Below are 21,746 nucleotides of genomic sequence, written 5' to 3' on the forward strand. Positions count from 1 at the left end.
ACCCGATCAGATCAAAACGCCGGCAAAACCGCCCCTTTGTACTTCTCAAGAATAAAAGCCTTCACTTCCGGCGTATGCAGCGCCGCCGCCAGCTTCTTCATCGCCTCACTGTTCTTGTCATCCTCACGGGCGACCAGGATATTCACATAAGGCGAGTCGTTACCTTCAATCACCAACGCATCCTTGGAAGGATCAAGCTTGGCTTCCAGCGCATAGTTGGTATTGATCAACGCCAGATCCACCTGGGTCAGTACCCGCGGAATGGTTGCCGCTTCCAGCTCGCGGAATTTCAGGTCCTTCGGGTTCTCAACAATGTCCTTGGTAGTCGACAGGATGTTGTTCGAATCCTTCAGCTTGATCACCCCAGCCTTCGCCAGCAGCAACAGCGCACGGCCGCCGTTGGTAGCGTCGTTCGGGATCACCACGTTGGCGCCGCCTGGCAGTTCTGTCAGTGTCTTGTACTTACTGGAATACGCGCCCAGTGGTTCCAGGTGCACGCCGGTCACGCTCACCAGGTTCGTGCCCTTGGCCTTGTTGAACTCATCCAGGTACGGCTGGTGCTGGAAGAAGTTGGCGTCCAGGCGCTTTTCCGCGACTTGTACGTTTGGCTGGATATAGTCGGTGAAGACTTTGACCTTCAGGTCCACGCCTTCTTTGGCCAGGGCCGGTTTGACGAATTCGAGGATTTCCGCGTGCGGGACCGGCGTGGCCGCGACGGTCAGGGTGTCGGCGGCGTGGGCGGAAAATGCTGCGGCGGCAGCGAAGGCAACCAGTAGTTTTTTCATTCAGCTAACTCCTTGTGGGGCGCCCGCTCTTGGCGCCTGCCAGCGAATGGCCGGCTCATGGTTTATTGGCCGCGAGGCCTTATTTTCTAGAGAAATGCACAACCAGTTTGTCGCCCACGGTTTGCAGGACCTGGACCAGCACCAGCAGCAACACCACCGTGACCACCATCACATCGGTCTGGAAACGCTGGTAACCGAAACGGATCGCCAGGTCGCCCAAACCACCAGCGCCGACCACACCGGCCATGGCCGTGTAGGACACCAGCGTAATCGCTGTCACCGTAATCGCTGCAAAAATGCCCGGACGGGCTTCCGGCAGCAAGGCGTTGACGATGATCTGCCGCGTAGTCGCGCCCATGGCCTGGGTGGCTTCAATGATGCCGCGATCGACTTCGCGCAAGGCGGTTTCCACCAGGCGGGCGAAGAACGGTGTCGCGCCGACCACCAGTGGTGGGATCGCGCCGGCCACGCCCAGGGAGGTGCCGGTGATCAATACCGTGAACGGAATCATCACGATCAACAGGATGATGAACGGCAGCGAGCGCAAGATGTTCACCGCCAGCGACAGCAGCGCATAGACGCCCTTGGCCTCGAGCAACTGGCGCGGGCTGCACAGGAACAGCAGCACACCCAACGGCAGGCCGAGCAGCACGGTGAACAGCAGCGAACCAAAGAGCATCAGCAGCGTGTCGCCGGTCGCCAGCCAGATTTCCAGCCAGTCGATGTTGGCGAAGAATGAATTCAACAGTTCCATCAGCGCAGCACCTCCATGTGGACGTCAGCCGCGGTGAAGCGGGCGAACGCCGCCTCCATGTCACCGCCGGTGACGGCGAGGGTCAGTTGCCCGTAGGGGGTGTCTTTGATGCGGTCGATACGACCGGCCAGAATGCTGTAGTCCACGCCGGTTTCCCGGGCGACGGTGCCGAGCAACGGGGCGTAGGTCGCTTCGCCCTGGAACGTCAGACGCACGATACGCCCTGGTACGTGGGCAAAATCGTCGCGCTGTTCGCTTTCGTCGATCTGCTCGTCTTCCTGGACGAAACGCTTGGTGGTCGGGTGCTTGGGATGCAAGAACACTTCGGCCACTGGCCCCTGCTCGACGATCACGCCGGCGTCCATCACCGCCACTTCATCGCAGACCCGGCGGATCACGTCCATTTCATGGGTGATCAGCACGATGGTCAACTTCAGCTCGCGGTTGATTTCCGCCAGCAGTTGCAACACCGATGCAGTGGTTTGCGGGTCCAGTGCGCTGGTGGCCTCGTCGCACAGCAGGATCTTGGGTTTGGTCGCCAGGGCGCGGGCGATACCGACGCGCTGCTTCTGGCCGCCGGACAACTGCGCCGGGTATTTGCGAGCGTGGTCGGACAAGCCCACCCGCGCCAGCAATTCAGCGACGCGCTGGTCGATTTCGCTGCGGGACAGTTCGCCCGCCAGCGTCAGTGGCAGCGCCACGTTGTCGGCCACGGTCTTGGACGCCAGCAGATTGAAGTGCTGGAAAATCATCCCGACCTGCTGGCGGAAACGGCGCAGGCCGCCGGCATCCAGGGCGGTGACTTCTTCGCCGTCGACGATGATCTTGCCGCCGCTGGAGTCTTCCAGGCGATTGATCAGGCGCAGCAGGGTACTTTTTCCCGCACCGGAATGGCCAATCAGGCCGAAGACCTGACCGTTCTCAATCGTCAGACTGGTCGGGTGCAGGGCGGGGATATCCCTACCGGCGACCCGGTAGGTTTTATGGACGTTTTGAAACTCGATCACGTAGCGAACCTTGTGGGGCGCGTTGGAAAAGGATCAGCGGTTAGCCGGGCGCGCATTTTAGCCTGTCCGTATAGAGGTTCTTAGCATTTATTTGCGATTGAACCAGCCATTTGGCAATAAGGCGATCAAAGGGCATAAAAAAGGAACGCGGCGAACCGGTATCGGTCACTCACTAAGCAACTCGAAAATGCCCGGGTACCGTGCCTGAGGCATCGAACTCAAGAGTCCTGGCCACGGCGGGGATCGCAACGAGGAGTTATGTCTGATGAGTACCAACAAGCCCACCGGCAATGAGAGCCAACTGGCCGGAACCGATACGCTGGATCGCGGCAACACCAATGCCAAGCTTGAGAGCCTGGAACAGTTTCGCTCCGACGCCACCGAGCAGGCGCTACGCACCAATCAGGGCGTGAAGATTGCCGACAACCAGAACACCCTGCGGGTCGGAGCCCGTGGACCCTCGTTGCTGGAAGACTTCATCATGCGTGAGAAGATCACGCACTTTGACCATGAGCGTATCCCGGAACGCATCGTCCACGCCCGCGGCACTGGCGCTCATGGTTACTTTCAGAGTTATGAAGCGCATTCGGCGCTGACCAAGGCCGGTTTCCTACAGGATCCGAGCAAAAAAACGCCGGTATTCGCGCGCTTTTCCACGGTGCAAGGTCCACGGGGATCCGGCGACACCGTGCGAGATGTGCGTGGCTTTGCGGTGAAGTTCTTTACCGACGAAGGCAACTTCGACCTTGTGGGCAACAACATGCCGGTGTTTTTCATCCAGGATGCGGTGAAGTTTCCAGACTTTGTCCATGCGGTGAAACCCGAACCCCACAATGAAATTCCTACGGGCGGTTCGGCCCACGACACCTTTTGGGATTTTGTCTCGCTGGTGCCGGAATCGGCCCATATGGTGATTTGGGCCATGTCTGACAGGGCCATTCCCAAGAGCCTGCGGTCCATGCAGGGTTTCGGTGTACACACCTTCCGCATGATCAACGCCGAGGGCCGGAGCAGCTTCGTCAAATTCCACTGGCGCCCCACCGTCGGCACCTGTTCGCTGGTGTGGGACGAAGCGCAGAAGCTCGCCGGTAAAGATACGGACTACCACCGTCGCGATCTATGGGAATCGATCGAGATGGGGGACTACCCGGAATGGGAATTTGGCGTACAAGTTGTCGCCGAGGAAGATGAGCATAAGTTCGACTTCGACCTTCTCGACCCCACCAAGATCATCCCCGAAGAACTCGTTCCCATCACGCCCCTGGGCAAGATGGTACTGAACCGCAACCCGGATAACTTCTTTGCAGAGGTCGAGCAAGTCGCGTTCTGCCCTGGGCATATCGTGCCGGGGATCGATTTCACCAACGATCCGCTGCTGCAAGGCCGGCTGTTTTCCTACACCGATACGCAAATCAGCCGACTCGGGGGGCCGAATTTTCATGAGTTGCCGATCAACCGGGCGATTACCCCGGTGCATAACGGCCAGCGTGACGCCATGCACCGCACCACCATCGACAAGGGACGCGCTTCCTACGAGCCGAACTCCATCGACGGCGGCTGGCCGAAGGAAACCCCGCCCGGCCCGCAGGACGGCGGCTTCGAAAGTTATCCAGAGCGCATCGATGCCCACAAGATTCGCCAGCGCAGCGAGTCGTTTGGCGATCACTTTTCCCAGGCGCGGCTGTTCTACAAGAGCATGAGCCCCCACGAGCAGGAACACATCATTGCGGCTTACAGCTTTGAGCTGGGCAAGGTGGAGCGGGCGTTCATTCGGGCGCGCCAGGTCAATGAAATCCTCGCCAATATTGATCTGGAGCTGGCCGCGCGGGTGGCAAAAAACCTGGGGTTGCCAGCACCGACTGCCTGCACCGTGGACGTACCGAAACCTTCGCTGGAGCAATCCCCGGCCTTGAGTCAGGCGAACCTGCTGTCCGGGGACATCAAGACCCGCAAGGTGGCTGTTCTGGTGGCCAATGGCGTTGATGGGGCGATTATCGATGCGCTCAAGCAGGCCCTGAAAGCCAAGGGGGCGCACGCCAAAGTGCTTGGGCCAACCTCCGCACCGGTCACCACCGCCGATGGGCAAACGTTACCGGTGGATGCGTCCATGGAAGGTATGCCATCCATTGCCTTTGACGCGGTGTTCGTGCCGGGCGGCGCGGAATCGATCAAAGCCTTGAGCACTGATGGCGTGGCGCTGCATTACGTACTGGAAGCCTACAAGCACCTGAAGGCCATCGCTCTGAATGGCGAGGCCCGGCAATTGTTGGTGTTGTTGAAGCTGGAGGAGGATGCGGGGCTGATTCCTGACGCGGATGCCGCCAAGTTCGCGGCATTCTTCGATGCCATTGCTCAACATCGGGTGTGGGCGCGGGAGCCTAAGGCCAAGGCGATTCCGGCTTGAGGGTAGTCTGAAAGAGTTTTGTTGCTGATAGGACGCTATCGCGGGCAAGCCTTGCTCCCACAGGAGATCGAATTAACTGTGGGAGCCAGGCATGTCTCCACAGGAGATCGAATTAACCTGTGGGAGCCAGGCTTGTCTCCACAGGAGATCGAATTAACTGTGGGGGCCAGGCTTGTCTCCACAGGAGATCGAATTAACCTGTGGGGGCCAGGCTTGTCTTCACAGGAGATCAATACCTGTGGGAGCAAGGCTTGCCCGCGATGCTTTTCAGGGCTTGCGCGGTGTCAGCACCATCTGCGCCGGCACGCTGCGCAGTATCTGCTTTTGCAGTTTCAAATCGAACGCCGGCTCAAGCTTCTTGACCCGCTTGGTCAGCAGAGTCGCCAACCACGGATAATCGTCGGTGCGCGGCGCCTGGATGCTGACATCACATTGAAAATTCACCACGTCGGCGGCAATGGCATCCAGTTGTCGACGCATTTTCTGGATATCGCCGATATTCAGCGCAACCGTCGTGCTTTCGGCACTAGGGTCGATGACCTTGGCAACCGGTTTGGCTTCGGCGGCCTTGAGGGCGGCTTCGGCTTTTTCCAGCTCTACCCGGCGTGCTTCGGCAATTTCGCTGTTGACCTCTCCAGTGAGCGCCGGCGCTTTGGGCATCAAGGCGCGGGCACGGCTCAGAGCGGTGGCGGCGGCATTGACGTCGCCTTTTTGCAGATCGATCTGGCTGCGGCGCAAATACGCCTCGGCCAGGCGCCGCTGGTAGGGTTCCAGCGACGGATCCTCGGGCGTCCGGGCTTGCAGTGCGGCCAGTTGATCTTCAGCAGTGGCCAGCTCATTGCCGGCCAGGCTCTGTTCGAACTGCGCGATGGCCGGGCCCCGGGTATCGGGGGTCTGGGCGACCGGCGGCGAACTCTGGCATGCGCCCAGCAGCAGGGAAAATGCGACAAGGAGCAGATAACGGGAGGCGAACGGCTTCATTCCTGCGACTCTCTATTTGCGCAAAAAGCGAGCAAGTCTACACCCCTCGACGGGGCAGGACAAAACTCAGCAGAAATAGCGCGGCGGCGCTGACCACAATCGACGGCCCGGCCGGGGTGTCCTTGAACCACGACAGCGCGAGCCCGCCGCACACCGCGAGCATGCCCAGCAGGCTCGCGCCCAGGGCCATCTGCTCCGGGGAGCGGGCGTGCCGCTGTGCCGCGGCCGCCGGGATAATCAGCAAAGAAGTAATCAGCAACACACCGACGATTTTCATCGCCACGGCAATGACCACCGCAATCAACAGCATCAACGCCAGCCGTAAACTCACCACGGGCAAGCCTTCGACCCGCGCCAGCTCTTCGTGCACGGTAACCGCCAGCAACGGGCGCCAGAGCGCCACCAGCAGCAGAAGGACCGCCGCGCTGCCGCCCAGGATCCACGAAAGGTCCGTGGGGCTGATGGCAAGCAGATCGCCAAACAGGTAGGCCATCAGGTCAATCCGCACGTCATGCATGAAGCTTAGTACCACCAGCCCGAGAGACAGGGTGCTGGGCGCCAGAATGCCCAATAGCGTGTCGGACGCCAGTGGTTGACGCTGTTGCAGCGTCACCAGCAGGACCGCCAGCAACAGGCAGCCGACGGTCACCGCCACTGCCGGGCTGACGTCCAGCAAAAAGCCCAGGGCCACGCCCAGCAAGGCCGCGTGGGACAAGGTGTCGCCGAAATAGGCCATGCGCCGCCAGACTACGAACGAGCCCAGGGGGCCGGCCACCATCGCGAGGGCCAGGCCTGCGAGCAGGGCGTACAACAGAAAATCAGCCATGCTTGCAGCCATCTCCATGAACATGGGTAGAAACAGATGAGTCGCTGACCACCGAACCATGCAGGTCATGGGCATGGTCGTGATGATGGTGATAGATCGCCAGGCTTTGTGCGTTCTTTCCGAACAGTTCGACGAATGCCGGATCGCCGCTGACCTGCTCGGGATGCCCGGAACAGCAGACGTGGCGATTGAGGCAGACCACCTGGTCAGTGGTGCTCATGACCAGGTGAAGGTCATGGGAAACCATCAACACGCCGCAGCGGTGACGGTCGCGCAGGCGGGTGATCAGGCTGTACAGCTCGGCCTGACCGGCCACGTCGACCCCTTGCACGGGCTCGTCGAGCACCAGCAGCTCAGGTTCGCGCAACAGGGCGCGAGCCAGCAACACGCGCTGCATTTCACCACCGGAGACACTTTGTACCGGACTGTCGATCACCTGTTCGGCCCCGACTTCGTTGAGCGCCGCCAGGGCCCGCTCGCGATCCACGCCAGGTACCAGGCGCAAAAAGCGCAGTACTGACAGGGGCAGCGTCGGGTCGACATGCAGCTTTTGCGGCATATAACCGACCCGCAGCTTCGGCTTGCGCCAGACGCTGCCGCTGTCGGGCTTGAGCAATCCCAACACGGCACGCACCAGGGTGGTCTTGCCGGCGCCGTTGGGGCCGATCAGGGTGACGATCTGCCCCGGTTCCACGCTCAGGTGGATGTTATCCAGTACGCTCTGCCCGGCGAACGTCACGGCTACGTGCTCGAGACGGATCAACGCATTGCTCATCAGGCCCCCTGGCAACCGGCGCAGAGCCCGACCACTTCGACGGTCTGGGTATCCACGACGAAACCCACGTCTTTGGCGCTGGCAACGATGGCATCGCTGATGGACTTCTGCTCCAGCTCGATGGCTGCATGGCATTCGCGGCAGATCAGGAACTGGCCCTGGTGTGCGTGTTCCGGGTGATTGCAGCCGACGAAAGCGTTCAACGACGAGATGCGATGCACCAAGCCATTCTCCAGCAGGAAATCCAGCGCCCGATAAACCGTGGGCGGTGCGGCGCGGCGACCGTCCTGCTCACTGAGCACGGCGAGTATGTCGTAGGCGCCCAGCGGCTTGTGGCTTTGCCAGACCAGTTCGAGCACGCGTCGACGCAAGGCGGTCAGGCGCAACCCTTGGCGCGCGCAGATGGCGTCGGCCTCGGACAGCGCGGTGTGCACGCAGTGAGAGTGATCATGGGGGCGACTGGCAAGGGGCGTAATAGGCATGGGCAGCGACGATTTTAGTGAGAGACGTTATTATGTTACCCGTTCTCGCCTCTTCGAGTGGTCATCGTGTCCCGAATTTTTTCGATCCTTGTCGTTTTTGTCGCAAGTTTTCTGCTGATCGGCCCGGCCCAGGCCGAAGTCAAAGTGCTCACCAGCATCAAGCCGTTGCAACTGATCGCCGCCGCGGTGCAGGACGGCGTGGCTGCTCCTGAGGTGCTGCTGCCGCCCGGCGCTTCACCTCACCATTACGCCTTGCGGCCATCCGACGTACGGAAGGTGCAGTCGGTGGATTTGCTCTACTGGATCGGCCCCGACATGGAAAGCTTCCTGCCGCGCGTGCTGAACGGTCGTACGTTGCCGTCCGTCGCGGTGCAGGATGTGCCGGGGCTCAAGTTGCGTCACTTCGCCCAGGACAGTCATTCCCACGCCGAAGATGACCATGACGCCGACGAGCATGACCACGACCATCGCCCCGGTTCTATTGACGCTCACCTGTGGCTCTCGCCGACCAATGCGCGGGTGATCGCCGCCAAAATGGCTGCTGACCTGAGCGCGGCCGACCCGGCCAATGCCAACCGCTATCAAAGCAACCTCAAGGGTTTCAACCAGCGTCTCGATGCGCTGGATGCGCGTTTGAAGACCCGTCTGGCCGGGGTCGCGGGCAAGCCGTATTTCGTGTTCCACGAGGCGTTCGACTATTTCGAAGACCACTACGGGCTCAGGCACGCCGGTGTTTTCGCCGTGGCCACCGAAGTCCAGCCCGGCGCCCAGCACGTGGCGGCGATGCGCAATCGCTTGCAGACCGTGGGCAAGACGTGCGTCTTCAGCGAACCGCCCCTGCGCCCGCGCCTGGCCGAAACCCTGGTGGCCGGGTTGCCGGTGAAACTGGCGGAGCTGGATGCGCTGGGCGGCTATACCCCTGCGACGGCGCAAGGGTATGAGCAGTTGCTGGAGAAGTTGGGGAATGATCTGGCGGGATGCCTGGAGTCGCTCTAACTGCCAAGCGCAAACCCTGTGGCGAGGGAGCTTGCTCCCGCTCGGTTGCGCAGCGACCGCAAAATCTTAGGGCTGCTGCGCACCCCAACGGGAGCAAGCTCCCTCGCCACAAAGGCATTCAGATCCGCTTGTTGTCAGAGGGCAAACGGCAACATCGCGCTGACCGTCTGCCGCTGCGCCAAGCGTTGCTGAAACTCCATCGGATCGTGGATCAGCACATCCTGCCCGGCAAAAGACTCGGCGGCGATCAATCGTGACAGCCAGAAGCGCACGCATGCCACGCGCAGCATCGTCGGCCATGACTCGGCCTCGGCGGCCGTGAATGGACGCAGTGCCGCATAAGCCCCCAACAATGCCCGCGTCCGTGGGCCATCGAGCACACCGTTGTCATCCGAACACCAGTCGTTCAGGGCAATGGCGACGTCATACAGCATGGGCCCGGAGCAGGCGTTGTAGAAGTCGATCAGCCCGGTCAGGTGCGTGCCCTCGAACATCGCATTGTCGCGGAACAGGTCCGCGTGGATGTTGGCCCGGGGCAGTGCCAGAATTTTTACTTTCTGGTGGGCGATTTCATCTAGCGCCGCCTCCAGCAACCGACGGGGTTCTGCATCAAGGTGCGGCAACAGCTTCGCGCCCTCCTCCTGCATCCAGTCCAGGCCGCGATCGGTCTTGCGCTTGATCATGTTGTCCTTGGTCGCCAAGTGCAGATGGGCCAGTAACTCCCCCACCTGGGCGCAATGCTGTGCGTTGGCCTGCTTGATGTGCTTGCCGGCCAGGCGCGGTTGCAACAGCGCCGGTTTGCCGGCCAGTTCCCGCAGTGCAACGCCGTCGGTGGTACGCAAGGCGTAAGGCACTGGCAGGTCGGCGTCATGCAGTACGTCCAGCAGCTCGATGAAGAACGGCATTTCCTGCACTGGACCGCGTTCCACCAGGGTCAGGACAAATTCACCCTGCTCCAGGCTGATAAAAAAATTGGTGTTTTCGCTGCCAGCGGCGATCCCCTGGAAATCAAGCAGGCGGCCGAGCCCGTAAGGGGCGAGAAAGGTTTCCAGCTCGGGCCGAGCCAGGGGAGTGAACACAGACATGGTTAAAAACTGCCAGTACGGGCGCCCATCAGCGAGCGCCGGTTGAAGTGCAGAGCGGTATTACCACTCAAAGATTTTCCACGATGGAATCAGCATATCCGGCTGATCCGAGCGGATGAAATTTCCGTCGCTGCCATCGGCGCGTACCAGGAAATAAGGCTTGCCGTTCTTGGGCGTGACCTTGATCGCGTACAAAAAGCCGTTTTGCCGGTACTCCTGAATGGTTCTATCGCCTTCGGTGCGGATGGTGACATCCGGGTCCGCCGAGGGAGCGTCGTCCGCCGCCATGACGGCCAGCGGGGTGATTGCAAACAAGCCAGCCAGTAACAGGCGATTTAGTGTACGCATGATAATCTTGTCCCTTTGTCGTCAACGGTCCCGCTATTCTAGCCCCGGACCCGCCGAAAAGGTTGATCCTGCTCATGAGCCACGCCCCCCTCGTCCTGGTGGACGGTTCTTCTTATCTTTATCGCGCCTTTCACGCGCTGCCACCGTTGACCACCTCCAAAGGCCTGCCGACCGGTGCGGTCAAGGGCGTGCTGAACATGCTCAAGAGCCTGCGCAAGCAGTATCCGGACAGTCCGTTCGCCGTGGTGTTCGACGCCAAGGGTGGGACGTTTCGCGATGAGCTGTACGCCGAATACAAGGCCAACCGCCCGAGCATGCCCGACGACATGCGCGTGCAGATCGAGCCGCTGCATGCCAGCGTCAAGGCCCTGGGCTTCCCGCTGCTGTGCGTGGACAACGTCGAAGCCGATGACGTGATCGGCACCCTGGCCCGCAGCAGCGCCGCAGCCGACCGTCCAGTGGTGATCTCCACTGGCGATAAAGACATGGCGCAGTTGGTCGACGGGCACATTACCTTGGTCAACACCATGACCGGTAGCGCCCTGGACGTGGCTGGCGTGAAGGAGAAGTTTGGCGTCGCTCCGGAGCAGATCATCGATTATCTGGCATTGATGGGCGATTCTTCCGACAACATCCCCGGTGTTCCGGGCATCGGGCCGAAGACCGCCTCCGGCCTGCTGGTAGGCGTCAATGGCGGCCTGACCGAGCTGTATGCGCAACTGGACATCGTCGCCACGCTGCCAATTCGTGGCGCCAAGACCCTGGCCGCCAAACTCGAAGAGCACAAGGAAATGGCCCTCCTCTCCTACGAGCTGGCGACCATCAAGACCGACGTGCCGCTGGATGTCGGCCTCGACGACCTGAAAATGGGCCAGCCGGATCACGAGAAGCTCGCCGAGCTGTATACCCTGCTGGAGTTCAAGAGCTGGTTCGAAGAAAACCAGCGCGATGCCAAGCGTGCCGGTCAGGAGATCGTCGAAGCCGCCGACGAACAGCCCGGTGCTGTTGAAGCGAAATACGAGGTCATTCTCGATCAGGCACGTTTCGACGCCTGGCTGGCCAAGCTTGAACAAGCGCCGCTGTTTGCTTTCGTCACCGAAACCAACGGTAGCGACGCCCAGCATTCGCAACTCGTAGGGTTGTCGTTTGCGGTCGCGCCTTTTGAGGCGGCCTACATTCCCTTGACCCATTCCTACATGGGCGTGCCGGAGCAACTGGATCGCGACACGGTGCTCAAGACTCTCAAGCCGTTGCTGGAGAACCCGAACAAGCTCAAGGTCGGCCAGCACGCCAAGTTCGAAACCAACATCCTGGCCAACTGCGCCATCGGTGGTGATCAAAACAACGGCATTCTTGTGCAAGGCATTGCCTTCGACACCATGCTTGAGTCCTATGTGCTGGACTCCACGGCAACCCGCCACGACATGGACAGTCTGGCGCTCAAGTACCTGGGACAAAGCAAGACCGATATTCAGGGCATCGCCGGCAAAGGCGTCAAACAGCTGACTTTTGACCAGATTGCTCTGGAACTGGCCGGCCCTTACGCCGCCGAGGACGCGGACGTGACGTTCCGTCTGCACCAGGCCTTGCAGGAAAAACTGGCGGCCACGCCAAGCCTGGGCAAGGTGCTCAACGACATCGAAATGCCGCTGATGCCGGTCCTGGCACGCATTGAGCGCCAGGGTGCGCTGGTCGATGCCCACCTGCTGGGGGTGCAGAGTGTCGAGTTGGGCGAAAAGCTGGTGGCCCTCGAACGTGAGGCATTTGCCATCGCCGGGGAGGAGTTCAACCTGGGTTCACCCAAGCAGCTGGGGGTGATCCTCTACGAAAAACTCGGCTTGCCGGTGCTCAGCAAAACCGCCAAGGGCCAGGCGTCTACCGCCGAAGCGGTACTGGCCGAACTGGCCGAGCAGGATTACCCGTTACCCAAGGTGCTGATGCAGTACCGCTCGCTGAGCAAGCTCAAGAGCACCTACACTGACCGCCTGCCGGAGCAGATCAATAGCCGTACAGGGCGCGTCCATACCAATTATCAGCAAGCCGTTGCCGCTACCGGGCGGCTGTCGTCCATCGACCCGAACCTGCAGAACATTCCTATCCGCACCGCCGAAGGCCGCCGGATTCGTCAGGCATTCGTTGCGCCCAAAGGCTACAAGCTGTTGGCGGCGGACTACTCGCAGATTGAATTGCGGATCATGGCGCACCTGGCCAAGGATGAAGGCCTGCTCCACGCGTTTCGCAATGACCTGGATGTGCACCGGGCCACCGCCGCCGAAGTTTTCGGCGTTGAGCTGGAGGCCGTCACCCATGACCAGCGCCGCAGCGCCAAGGCGATCAACTTCGGTCTGATCTACGGCATGAGTGCTTTCGGTCTGGCCAAGCAGATCGGTGTGGATCGCAAGCAGTCCCAGGCTTATATCGACCGCTACTTTGCCCGCTACCCAGGTGTACTGGCGTACATGGAGCGCACTCGTGCCCAAGCCGCCGAGCAAGGGTACGTCGAAACCATTTTCGGTCGCCGGTTGTACCTGCCGGATATCAATGCGAAAAACCCGGCTTTGCGCAAAGGGGCCGAACGCACGGCCATCAACGCGCCGATGCAGGGCACGGCGGCCGACATCATCAAGAAAGCCATGGTGGCTGTGGATCGCTGGCTGAGTGCGTCGGGGCTGGATGCCAAGGTCATCCTGCAGGTCCACGACGAATTGGTGCTGGAGGTGCGCGAAGACCTGGTTGATCAGGTGCGCGAGGAAATTCGCCAGCACATGAGCGCCGCCGCCGCGCTGGATGTGCCGCTTCTGGTGGAAGTGGGCGTGGGCAACAACTGGGACGAGGCGCATTGAGTTCTAACAGCTGAAATTGAGCAGGTCTGTTTGGGGCGGGAGACTGGTGGGCCACATCGAGTCCTGGCCCCATTAGTTCGGAAAATTCCTAGGGTTATTTCCAAAAATAATCTGAACTAAAATCGTGAATTGCTACTCAGAGTTTCTGAAAGGCTGGTGAAGCCCTTCAATGCTCCTATGTTGTGTTAAGTGTTGGCAGATATCTGGACCCCGCCCTAGCGGTCCGGAACTTGGACCCCGAACTTCCCCTCCCCATACGAAGTCCGGGGTTTTTTTTGCCTGCGATTTGGCTTATTCAGCCCTCTTCGCTGCCTTTGTCTGCCAATTCCATCCAATCGGCCAATACAGTGTAGGCCTCTTCCAGGCCCATGCGCTTAGGGGCCGAGAACAATTGGATGGTGATCGCCTCACCCCACCCCTTGCGGATTTCCGACTGCACTTTGAGCAACGTATTCTTGGCCGCGCCGTAGGTCAGCTTGTCTGCCTTGGTCAGCAGAATGTGCATCGGCATGCCGCTGGCCACGGCCCAATCAAGCATCAGCAGGTCGAAGTCGGTCATCGGATGGCGGATGTCCATCATCAAAATCAGACCCTTGAGGCTCTCGCGGCTGCCCAGATAGGCTTCCAAATGGCGCTGCCAGTGCTGCTTGAGTGGAATCGGCACCTTGGCATAACCGTAACCGGGCAGGTCGACCAAACGGCGTTCATCGTCTAGCTTGAAGAAGTTCAAGAGCTGCGTGCGACCCGGGGTTTTCGAGGTGCGTGCCAGGCTTGCATGGGTCAGGGTGTTCAGTGCGCTGGATTTACCGGCGTTGGAGCGCCCGGCGAAAGCCACTTCAAAGCCTTCATCGTCGGGGCATTGATCGACTTTGGCGGCGCTGAGCATGAAGGTGGACTGTTGGCACAGGCCGAGGATGGGGTTCTTCAGTTGCATGGGATTTCCGATGTGGGCGGCGTCGGGAATGGACGCGGCAAGCTGTGTCGTTTCCGTTTCAGTGACGCCAGTATATAATGCCGCAGATTTTGTGTGCGCTTTGTCCCAGCGTAGGATGAAGCTCACGGGAGCGACCGACTGAAATTGCGCACTAGAACGCAGCTCGCTCTCAACCCTGAAAAGGTCGTTTTATGACGAAATGGCTGCTAGCTGCCGGTGTCTTGATGCCGCTTTACAGCGCTCAGGCTACACAGGATCCGGAAGCTGTGTACAACCGTGTTTGTGGTGCCTGTCATTCCGGCCAACTCCCCATGGCGCCCCGCAAGGGTGATCAGGAAGCTTGGACGCCGAGGTTGGCGAAAGGTATGGAGACGCTGGTGCAACACGTGACCCAGGGTTTCAAGGCGATGCCGCCGCGTGGTTTGTGCATGGACTGCAGTGCCGAGGATTACCGAGCCATCATCCAGTGGATGAGCGAGTAAGCCCGGTCCATAACTCTTTAACCCTTAGCCGTAGTTGGATTAGCTGATGAACAAACTGATCGTGAGTCTGCTGTTGACATTGGGGATATCCGGCGTAGCCCATGCCGCTGGCGATGCCGCCGCCGGCCAGGCGAAAGCCGCCGTATGTGGGGCCTGCCATGGTCCGGATGGCAACAGCATGGCACCAAACTTTCCGAAACTGGCGGGCCAGGGCGAGCGTTACCTGACCAAGCAGTTGAAGGACATCAAGGACGGCAAGCGTGTCGTGCTGGAAATGACCGGCCTGCTGACCAACCTGAACGATCAGGACCTGGCGGACATTGCGGCTTACTACGCCAGCCAGAAGGGCAGCGTCGGCGCCGCCGATCCAAATCTGGTCGCACGTGGTGAAGCACTGTTTCGCGGAGGCAACCTGGAAAAGGGGCTTCCAGCCTGCACGGGTTGCCACTCGCCTGATGGCAAAGGTAACGCGGCGGCCGGCTTCCCACACCTGGGGGGGCAGCACGCTCAGTACGTAGCCAAGCAGTTGACTGATTTCCGCAAGGAAGCAGACGGTCGTGCCAATGATGGCGAGGCGATGATGCGCACCATTGCCCGCAAGCTGAGCGACGAAGAGATCGCGGCGGTAGCCAGCTACATTCAGGGCCTGCACTAAGGCCGTTAGCCGGGCGTTGCGAGGGTTTACATCTCTTGCAACGTTAACGCTCGATTAATCCGTCGATGCAAACATCAAAAGGGTGGCTTTGGCCGCCCTTTTTTGTGGCCGCTGCCGTTACACTAGCGAACTTGAACCCGTCACGGCCTGTCTGAAAAACACGCCTCGCGAGGCCCCCTCATTGTCCAGGAGTAAAGCATGCGTAATCTGATCATCAGCGCCGCGCTCGCCGCTGTCAGCCTGTTCGGCATGGCCGCCCAAGCCAACGCCGAGGAATCGAAAGCCCCTTATGTCGAATTGAGTAACCCCGTTCAGGTGGCCGTCCCTGGCAAGATCGAAGTGGTGGAACTGTTCTGGTATGGCTGCCCGCATTGCTACGCGTTCGAGCCTGTGATCAACCCATGGGTTGAGAAACTGCCTTCAGATGTGAACTTCGTACGCATTCCGGCCATGTTCGGCGGTCCATGGGACGCCCACGGCCAAATGTTCCTGACTCTCGAAGCCATGGGCGTCGAGCACAAGGTTCACGCTGCAGTGTTCAATGAGATCCAGGTTGAGAAGAAGCGTCTGACCGATCCTGAGGAAATGGCTGAATTCCTCGCCACCCAAGGTGTGGACAAGGACAAGTTTCTGGCGACGTTCAACTCCTTCGCCATCAAGGGCCAGATCAACAAAGCCAAAGAACTTGCCAAGAAATACGAGATCACCGGCGTACCCACCATGGTCGTCAACGGCAAATATCGCTTTGATATCGGTTCGGCCGGTGGTGCGAACCAGGCGCTTGAACTGGCTGACCAACTGATTGCCAAAGAGCGAGCGGCAACCAAGGCCGCCGCCAACTAAGCGCGGCGCTCGCCATGGCCCGCTGGAGCACCGAACGCATCGTTGGCCTGCATCAGCCGCGGGTCAATGAGCATCATATCGCCTCCACGGGCCTGCCTGCCGACAACTGCCTGCGGTTGCTCAGTTTCAATATCCAGGTGGGCATCAGCACCGAGCGTTACCGGCATTACCTGACCCGTGGCTGGCAACATCTGCTGCCGCACACCGGACGAGCCGTTAACCTGCAGAAGATCGGCGACCTGCTCAAAGACTTCGACCTGGTGGCCCTGCAAGAGGCCGACGGTGGGAGCCTGAGGTCGGGCTATGTCAATCAGGTGGAGCATCTGGCTCAACTGGGGGCTTTTCCCTACTGGTACCAACAACTCAATCGCAACCTTGGACGCCTGGGCCAGCACAGCAATGGTGTGTTGAGCCGGCTGCGACCGTGGGCGATCGAAGACCACCCGTTACCCGGTCCCAAGGGGCGCGGAGCGATCCTGGCGCGTTTTGGCGAAGGTCCGGAGGCGTTGATCGTGGTCATGATGCATCTGGCCCTCGGGGCTCGTACCCGCACGATGCAACTGGCCTACATCCGCGAGCTGATCGGTGACTACAAGCACCAGGTATTGATGGGTGACATGAACACCCACGCCAACGACTTGCTGCAAAATTCACCGCTGCGCGATCTTGGTCTGCTCGCCCCACAAGTCGAAGCGACATTCCCCAGCTGGCGCCCCCAGCGCTGCCTGGACCATATTCTGCTGAGCCCGACCTTGACCCTCGAGCGGTTCGAGGTGCTAGCTCACCCCATTTCCGACCACCTGCCTGTCGCGGTCGAAATTCGTCTACCGGGTTCGCTCACGGCTGATGCATTCCCCGCGCTGAGTCCTGCCCCCTCGCGGATCCGATGAATGAGCGACGAAGCCGAACGCTGGAGAGAGAAATACTTCAAGAGTATTGAACAGCAGGAAAAGCTTGAGCGCCGCTGGGCGGCTCGGCTCGACTTGCTGCGTCGCGGCCTGGTGCGCAGTACGCTGGCCGCCGAAGGCACGGACCGGGCGGTTGATCAGTGCATGAAAGAAATGCGCGAAGTGGTGCGCACCGATGACATGGATGCCGCCCTCGCCGCTCTTCTGCCACGCCTGGAGAAAGCCGTACTCGATTCCGAGCAGCGCCGCGAGACCCGGGTCGAACAGGTGAGCGCAGCATTGACCTCCCTGGTTGCTCAGTTGCAAACCTTGCCCCTGCCGAAGGAAGTCAGCCGGCCACTGAAGAAATTCTCCAAGCAGTTGGAAGACCGGGTCGACCAGGCTCGGGAGATTCCTTTGCTGCTCAGCGAATTGAGCAGCTTGCAGGGCCAGGCGTTGAGTGTGCTGGAAGCTCCCGCTGAACCACCCCGCCCCGGCCTGCTGCAACGGTTGTTTGGCGGCCACGGCCAGGAAGAAGCCGCCCCCCAGCCGCACGAGCCTGCCCAGGGCAGCGTGGTGCCGGTATTGAAAACGGCACCGCCGACACCGACATCGGCACAGCTAGTCACTGAGGCTGTGGCCGTCATCGATCCCGTTCCAGCTCCAGACCCAGTATTGGTAGCAGGGCACACTGCAACAGTCGATGAAGCGCCTGAACCGGTCGCGTTCATTCCGCCAATGGTCGATCCCGATCCAGAACTCTCTTCGTCGCCGGTATCCAAAGCTGCCGAGCCGATTCTGGAACGAGATGAAGCTACCGTGCAGGAGGAAACTGCCGAGCCGGCGCCGATTCCCACAGAAAATACGGTGCCGGTACCCGCCCTCGAGAACCCTGATGAGCTGATGCCCGAGGAACCGTCGCAAGCCCTGGACGAGTCGCTGCCCCTCCCGGAAGAGCCCGGCGAACCATCGGCTGCCGTCGAGCCGGCAGCGTCTGAACTGGATGGCGACCATTACGATCTGCCCGACTCGCCAGAGCCTTCCTACAGTTCGGTGGCCAAGCATATTGAAGACACCCTGTTGGGCCTGCTGGGCGATTTGACCCTGCCCGAGCGTCATCGCCCTCAAGCCGAGGCCATGCGTGAACGGCTGCAAAATGGCTTGAACTGGTACGAGTTACTGCCGATTCTCGATGATCTGGCCGTGCTCATGCTGGCAATCACCGACACCGGGCAGCATGAGTTCGAAGCGTACCTGCAGCGGCTCAACGATCGTCTTGAGTCTTTCCAAAGCAGTCTGCGGGCCGCCAGTGAAGACCATGCCGATAACCTGTCGGTCTCCAGGGAAATGGACACCCAGATTCGCGAGCACGTTGATGGCCTGCAAAGCAGCGTGCAGGAAGCTGATGATTTGGAGGGGCTCAAGCAAGTGCTGGAGAACCACCTCGAAGGCCTGCTCGGTACGATGGATCAGCACCAGAAGCAGCGCGATCAGCGCGAGCGGGAAGTTTCTGCTCGCCTCAAAAGCCTGGCCGAGCGCGTCGCGCTGATGGAACAGGACGCCCAAGTCGTGCGCGACAATCTCGAAGAACAGCGCCAGAAAGCACTCATCGACCCGCTCACCGGATTGCCTAACCGTGCCGCCTGGTCCGAGCGTCTCGAACAGGAAGTCGCCCAGTGGCAGCAGCACGGCAACAGTCTGCTGCTGGCCATGCTCGATCTGGATCATTTCAAGCGCATCAACGATAACTACGGCCACCTGGCCGGTGACCGGGTGCTGAAGATCATCGCTTCGGTGCTGCGCAGGCGTTTGCGTGGCAGTGACTTCATTGCCCGCTTTGGCGGTGAGGAATTTATCCTGCTGGTGCCCGACACGCCACTTGCAACCGGTGCCAAACTCGCCGAGACCCTGCGCGCCGCTATCGAGGCCTGTCCGTTTCACTTCAAGGGAGAGCCGGTAACGATCACGGTGTCCGTGGGCATGACCGCCTTCAAAATGGGGGAGCACAGCGATTCCGTGCTTAAACGAGCCGATCAGGCGCTATACAGGGCCAAAAACGCCGGACGTAACCGCGTGGAACCGGGCTGAACGCAATTGTTCCATTTTGTGACTCCTGGAATACGAGCCAGATCATCGCATCGCGATACGTTACACTGTTGCATTACTTCCAGCGCGTAATGCTCCTTGCCATGAAATTCTTCTCGCTCATTGTCTCTTTGTTGGTTTTGGCCGGTTGCGCCAGCGGGCCGAGGCTCGATACCAGTCACCCCTCAGTCAATCATGACAACCGAATCCAATTCGTGGTGTTGCATTACACCTCGGCTTCGCTGGAACGGTCCCTGGCACTGCTGACCCATGGCGAAGTCAGTGCGCACTACTTGGTCGGTGACGATAAAAACGCAACCATTTATAAACTGGTGGATGAAAGCCAGCGCGCGTGGCACGCCGGGGACAGTGAATGGGACGGCCGGACGTGGCTCAACTCCAGCTCCATCGGCATTGAGATCGTCAATCCAGGTTTCGTCGATACGCCCACCGGGCGTCTCTGGTATCCCTACAGTGAAGCTCAGGTCGAGGCCTTGATCGCATTGCTCAAGGACATTTCCCAGCGTAATGGGATCAACCCGCGCAACATCATTGGTCACAGCGACATCGCCCCCATGCGCAAGCTTGATCCTGGGCCGCTGTTCCCCTGGAAGCGCCTGGCGCAAGCAGGGCTGGGCGTCTGGCCAGACGAGCAGGCCGTGATGCGCCAGCAGGCAGTTTTCGCGGCGCAGGTGCCGAACGCCAGCTGGTTCCAGGCCGAGCTGGCTCGCCTCGGCTACCCGACGCCCCGTACCGGCGAATGGGATGTAGCCACTCATCATGTGCTCGCCGCCTTCCAGATGCGCTTCCGGCCGACCCGCTTCGACGGCATGCCAGATGCGCAAAGTGCAGCTATTGTGCAGGTGCTTAACCAGACAAAATAATGACGCCCGTCCGACGGTCAGGGCTAAATCCAAATCAGAAGCTATAACTCATTGGTAACTTTCGGATTACCAATGATGACGCCTGCCCGCGAAACCCTGCAAAGCTGGCTCCATCGCCCGTTTTTCCTGGCGATGATGGCGGCTGTCCTGAGTACCGTGCTGTTGCTGGGGGCCAGTCTGTTCGTGGTGATCCAGCAAATCCAGCAGCGTGAAAGCGATCAGATGAATGCTCAGGGCGAGCGCTTTCTGCAGCGGCTCGAGCAGCTTTTCGGACAGTTGCGCGAAAGCCTCGATGATTTGCAAAACCAGCCGTTGCGCGGCTGCGACGACGACATGATCGCGACGCTGCAGCAGGTCAGCTTCAACTACCGCTTTGTCTACGAAGCGGCATATATCGATAGCAGCGGCGTTTGTTCCAATCGCCCACGCCGCAGCGGATTATCGGTGATACGGCCGCCTGATATCCGGGGGCCGACTTACAGCTACTGGCTCAATACCACCACCGAACCCGATGAAAACCGCGCGGCATTAATGCTGGGGCGCGGCAACTTTCGGGTCGCGACCTCTCGCGGGCATCTGACCGATGTGGTGGATCTGCCTCCCGGCAGCAGCCTTTTGGTGGTGCTCGATCATGGCGAGCGGGCGATACCGGTGCTAGGGACCGACCAATACTGGCCGCCCACGGAGCCTTGGCCCTCGAAAAGCCGCAATGCATTGCAAGTGACGCAGAACCGCCTGATCTATCGGATGCAGACTGACAGCCCGGAATATCAACTGGTGCTGATTGCCCAACGCAATGGCCTCAATATCCCCTCCAACGCCTGGTGGTTACTGCCCATCAGCCTGATACTGGGCCTGGGGATTGGTTTTCAGGTATTCCTGCTGGCGCGTCAGCGTCAGTCGATGGACGCCGAACTGCACGGGGCCATCCGGCGCGGAGAGTTGCAGGTGCTGTACCAGCCGATCTTTGACCTGCGCAGTCGCAACTGCGTCGGTGCTGAGGCCTTGCTGCGCTGGCGGCGACCGGACGGCACCCTCACCAGCCCGGACCTGTTCATTCCGATGGCAGAGAACACCGGGCAGATCCGCCAGATCACCGACTTCGTGCTGCAGCGCCTGTTCGACCAGTTGGGCCAGCTACTGCGGGCCAATCCGCAGATGTACATCTCGGTGAACCTGGCGGCATGTGATGTGATGGTGCCACGTATCGGCGAAGTGATCGCCCGCCTGCTGGCGCTGCATCGGGTGTCGGCGCATCAGATTGCCTTTGAAGTGACCGAGCGCGGATTGGTCGATGTGCTGGTCGCCCGGGATAACCTGCAATCGTTGCGCGATGTCGGGCATCAGGTGCTGATCGATGACTTCGGCACAGGCTATTGCAGCCTCGCCTATCTGCAGACTTTGCCGGTGGACTGCCTGAAAATCGACAAAGCCTTCATCGACGCCTTGGGGCACGATGCGGCCAGCAGTGGCGTGGCCCCGCATATTATCCGCATGGCCCATGCATTACAGCTCAAGGTCATTGCCGAAGGCATCGAGCATGAAGCCCAGGCGTCCTACCTGAGCAGCGAAGGGGTGACTTTCGGGCAGGGTTGGCTGTTTGCCCACGCGCTGAGTGCCGTGCAGTTGATCGAACTGATTACCCGCGGCCGGCGCCTGCTGGGGCGACGCATGGACGACGAGGCTTGAG

The 21,746-nt window shown here is 60.3% G+C and carries 20 protein-coding genes; 10 read left to right on the forward strand and 10 right to left on the reverse strand.

Annotation, left to right across the window (positions count from 1 at the left end; genetic code table 11):
• Positions 1 to 11 precede the first annotated feature (11 nt).
• The 3 genes from MA884_RS06535 to MA884_RS06545 form a co-directional block, all read right to left on the reverse strand.
• Positions 12 to 785, reverse strand: coding sequence for a MetQ/NlpA family ABC transporter substrate-binding protein (locus MA884_RS06535; RefSeq protein WP_256229621.1), 774 nt, complete (start codon positions 783 to 785; stop codon positions 12 to 14).
• Between the two features lie 79 nt (positions 786 to 864).
• On the reverse strand, positions 865 to 1,539 hold the full coding sequence (locus MA884_RS06540) for a methionine ABC transporter permease (RefSeq protein ID WP_256229622.1): 675 nt from the start codon (positions 1,537 to 1,539) through the stop codon (positions 865 to 867).
• Complete coding sequence (locus MA884_RS06545; RefSeq protein ID WP_256229623.1) at positions 1,539 to 2,546, reverse strand: methionine ABC transporter ATP-binding protein; 1,008 nt, start codon at positions 2,544 to 2,546, stop codon at positions 1,539 to 1,541. The genes MA884_RS06540 and MA884_RS06545 overlap by 1 nt, the downstream gene beginning before the upstream one ends.
• Before the next feature lie 265 nt (positions 2,547 to 2,811).
• Here MA884_RS06545 and katE point away from each other — a divergent pair, with 265 nt between their 5' ends.
• The gene (gene katE, locus MA884_RS06550; protein WP_256229624.1) at positions 2,812 to 4,950 is read left to right on the forward strand and encodes a catalase HPII; all 2,139 of its coding nucleotides are present in this window, start codon (positions 2,812 to 2,814) and stop codon (positions 4,948 to 4,950) included.
• Between the two features lie 267 nt (positions 4,951 to 5,217).
• Here katE and MA884_RS06555 read toward each other — a convergent pair whose 3' ends face one another.
• From MA884_RS06555 to zur, 4 genes are read right to left on the reverse strand one after another with little or no spacing between them, the layout of a single operon-like run.
• Positions 5,218 to 5,931 carry a PA5502 family lipoprotein gene (locus MA884_RS06555; RefSeq protein ID WP_256229625.1) on the reverse strand — a complete coding sequence of 238 codons (714 nt, stop codon included), beginning with the start codon at positions 5,929 to 5,931 and terminating at the stop codon, positions 5,218 to 5,220.
• Positions 5,932 to 5,968: 37 nt separating this feature from the next.
• Complete coding sequence (znuB, locus tag MA884_RS06560; protein WP_256229626.1) at positions 5,969 to 6,757, reverse strand: zinc ABC transporter permease subunit ZnuB; 789 nt, start codon at positions 6,755 to 6,757, stop codon at positions 5,969 to 5,971.
• Positions 6,750 to 7,532 (reverse strand): zinc ABC transporter ATP-binding protein ZnuC, encoded by a 783-nt coding sequence (gene znuC / locus MA884_RS06565; RefSeq protein WP_256229627.1) that lies wholly within the window; start codon positions 7,530 to 7,532, stop codon positions 6,750 to 6,752. Before znuC ends, znuB begins: the two co-directional genes overlap by 8 nt.
• Positions 7,532 to 8,014: a zinc uptake transcriptional repressor Zur gene (gene zur / locus MA884_RS06570; RefSeq protein ID WP_256229628.1), complete on the reverse strand. Its 483-nt coding sequence runs from the start codon at positions 8,012 to 8,014 to the stop codon at positions 7,532 to 7,534. The genes znuC and zur overlap by 1 nt, the downstream gene beginning before the upstream one ends.
• A gap of 66 nt (positions 8,015 to 8,080) precedes the next feature.
• On the opposite strand from zur, the gene znuA reads away from it, so the two are divergent.
• Positions 8,081 to 9,010, forward strand: a complete 930-nt coding sequence (znuA, locus tag MA884_RS06575) for a zinc ABC transporter substrate-binding protein ZnuA (RefSeq protein ID WP_256229629.1) — start codon at positions 8,081 to 8,083, stop codon at positions 9,008 to 9,010.
• A gap of 134 nt (positions 9,011 to 9,144) precedes the next feature.
• On the opposite strand, the gene MA884_RS06580 is transcribed toward znuA, so the two are convergent.
• Positions 9,145 to 10,095, reverse strand: a complete 951-nt coding sequence (locus MA884_RS06580) for a homoserine kinase (protein ID WP_256229630.1) — start codon at positions 10,093 to 10,095, stop codon at positions 9,145 to 9,147.
• A gap of 60 nt (positions 10,096 to 10,155) precedes the next feature.
• On the reverse strand, positions 10,156 to 10,443 hold the full coding sequence (locus MA884_RS06585) for a DUF2782 domain-containing protein (protein WP_047229784.1): 288 nt from the start codon (positions 10,441 to 10,443) through the stop codon (positions 10,156 to 10,158).
• 74 nt (positions 10,444 to 10,517) lie between these two features.
• Here MA884_RS06585 and polA point away from each other — a divergent pair, with 74 nt between their 5' ends.
• Positions 10,518 to 13,286 (forward strand): DNA polymerase I, encoded by a 2,769-nt coding sequence (gene polA, locus MA884_RS06590; protein ID WP_256229631.1) that lies wholly within the window; start codon positions 10,518 to 10,520, stop codon positions 13,284 to 13,286.
• A gap of 295 nt (positions 13,287 to 13,581) precedes the next feature.
• Here polA and yihA read toward each other — a convergent pair whose 3' ends face one another.
• Entirely contained in the window at positions 13,582 to 14,220 is a 639-nt protein-coding gene (gene yihA / locus MA884_RS06595; protein ID WP_256229632.1) for a ribosome biogenesis GTP-binding protein YihA/YsxC, read from the reverse strand.
• Between the two features lie 191 nt (positions 14,221 to 14,411).
• On the opposite strand from yihA, the gene MA884_RS06600 reads away from it, so the two are divergent.
• The 7 genes from MA884_RS06600 to MA884_RS06630 all read left to right on the forward strand — a co-directional run bounded on the left by MA884_RS06600 (position 14,412) and on the right by MA884_RS06630 (position 21,745).
• Positions 14,412 to 14,702 (forward strand): cytochrome c5 family protein, encoded by a 291-nt coding sequence (locus MA884_RS06600; RefSeq protein WP_003196231.1) that lies wholly within the window; start codon positions 14,412 to 14,414, stop codon positions 14,700 to 14,702.
• Positions 14,703 to 14,748: 46 nt separating this feature from the next.
• Positions 14,749 to 15,357, forward strand: a complete 609-nt coding sequence (locus tag MA884_RS06605; protein ID WP_256229633.1) for a cytochrome c — start codon at positions 14,749 to 14,751, stop codon at positions 15,355 to 15,357.
• A gap of 198 nt (positions 15,358 to 15,555) precedes the next feature.
• Positions 15,556 to 16,200: a thiol:disulfide interchange protein DsbA/DsbL gene (locus tag MA884_RS06610; RefSeq protein ID WP_256229634.1), complete on the forward strand. Its 645-nt coding sequence runs from the start codon at positions 15,556 to 15,558 to the stop codon at positions 16,198 to 16,200.
• A 14-nt stretch (positions 16,201 to 16,214) separates the two neighbouring features.
• Positions 16,215 to 17,090 (forward strand): endonuclease/exonuclease/phosphatase family protein, encoded by an 876-nt coding sequence (locus MA884_RS06615; protein ID WP_256229635.1) that lies wholly within the window; start codon positions 16,215 to 16,217, stop codon positions 17,088 to 17,090.
• Entirely contained in the window at positions 17,091 to 19,175 is a 2,085-nt protein-coding gene (locus tag MA884_RS06620) for a GGDEF domain-containing protein (protein WP_256229636.1), read from the forward strand. It begins immediately after the preceding gene.
• A 101-nt stretch (positions 19,176 to 19,276) separates the two neighbouring features.
• Positions 19,277 to 20,056 carry an N-acetylmuramoyl-L-alanine amidase gene (locus tag MA884_RS06625; protein WP_256229637.1) on the forward strand — a complete coding sequence of 260 codons (780 nt, stop codon included), beginning with the start codon at positions 19,277 to 19,279 and terminating at the stop codon, positions 20,054 to 20,056.
• A 75-nt stretch (positions 20,057 to 20,131) separates the two neighbouring features.
• Positions 20,132 to 21,745 carry an EAL domain-containing protein gene (locus MA884_RS06630; RefSeq protein WP_256229739.1) on the forward strand — a complete coding sequence of 538 codons (1,614 nt, stop codon included), beginning with the start codon at positions 20,132 to 20,134 and terminating at the stop codon, positions 21,743 to 21,745.
• Position 21,746 lies beyond the last annotated feature (1 nt).

Origin of the sequence: Pseudomonas sp. Q11, from assembly GCF_024494355.1 — a bacterium.
GTDB classification, from domain to species: Bacteria; Pseudomonadota; Gammaproteobacteria; order Pseudomonadales; family Pseudomonadaceae; genus Aquipseudomonas; species Aquipseudomonas hefeiensis.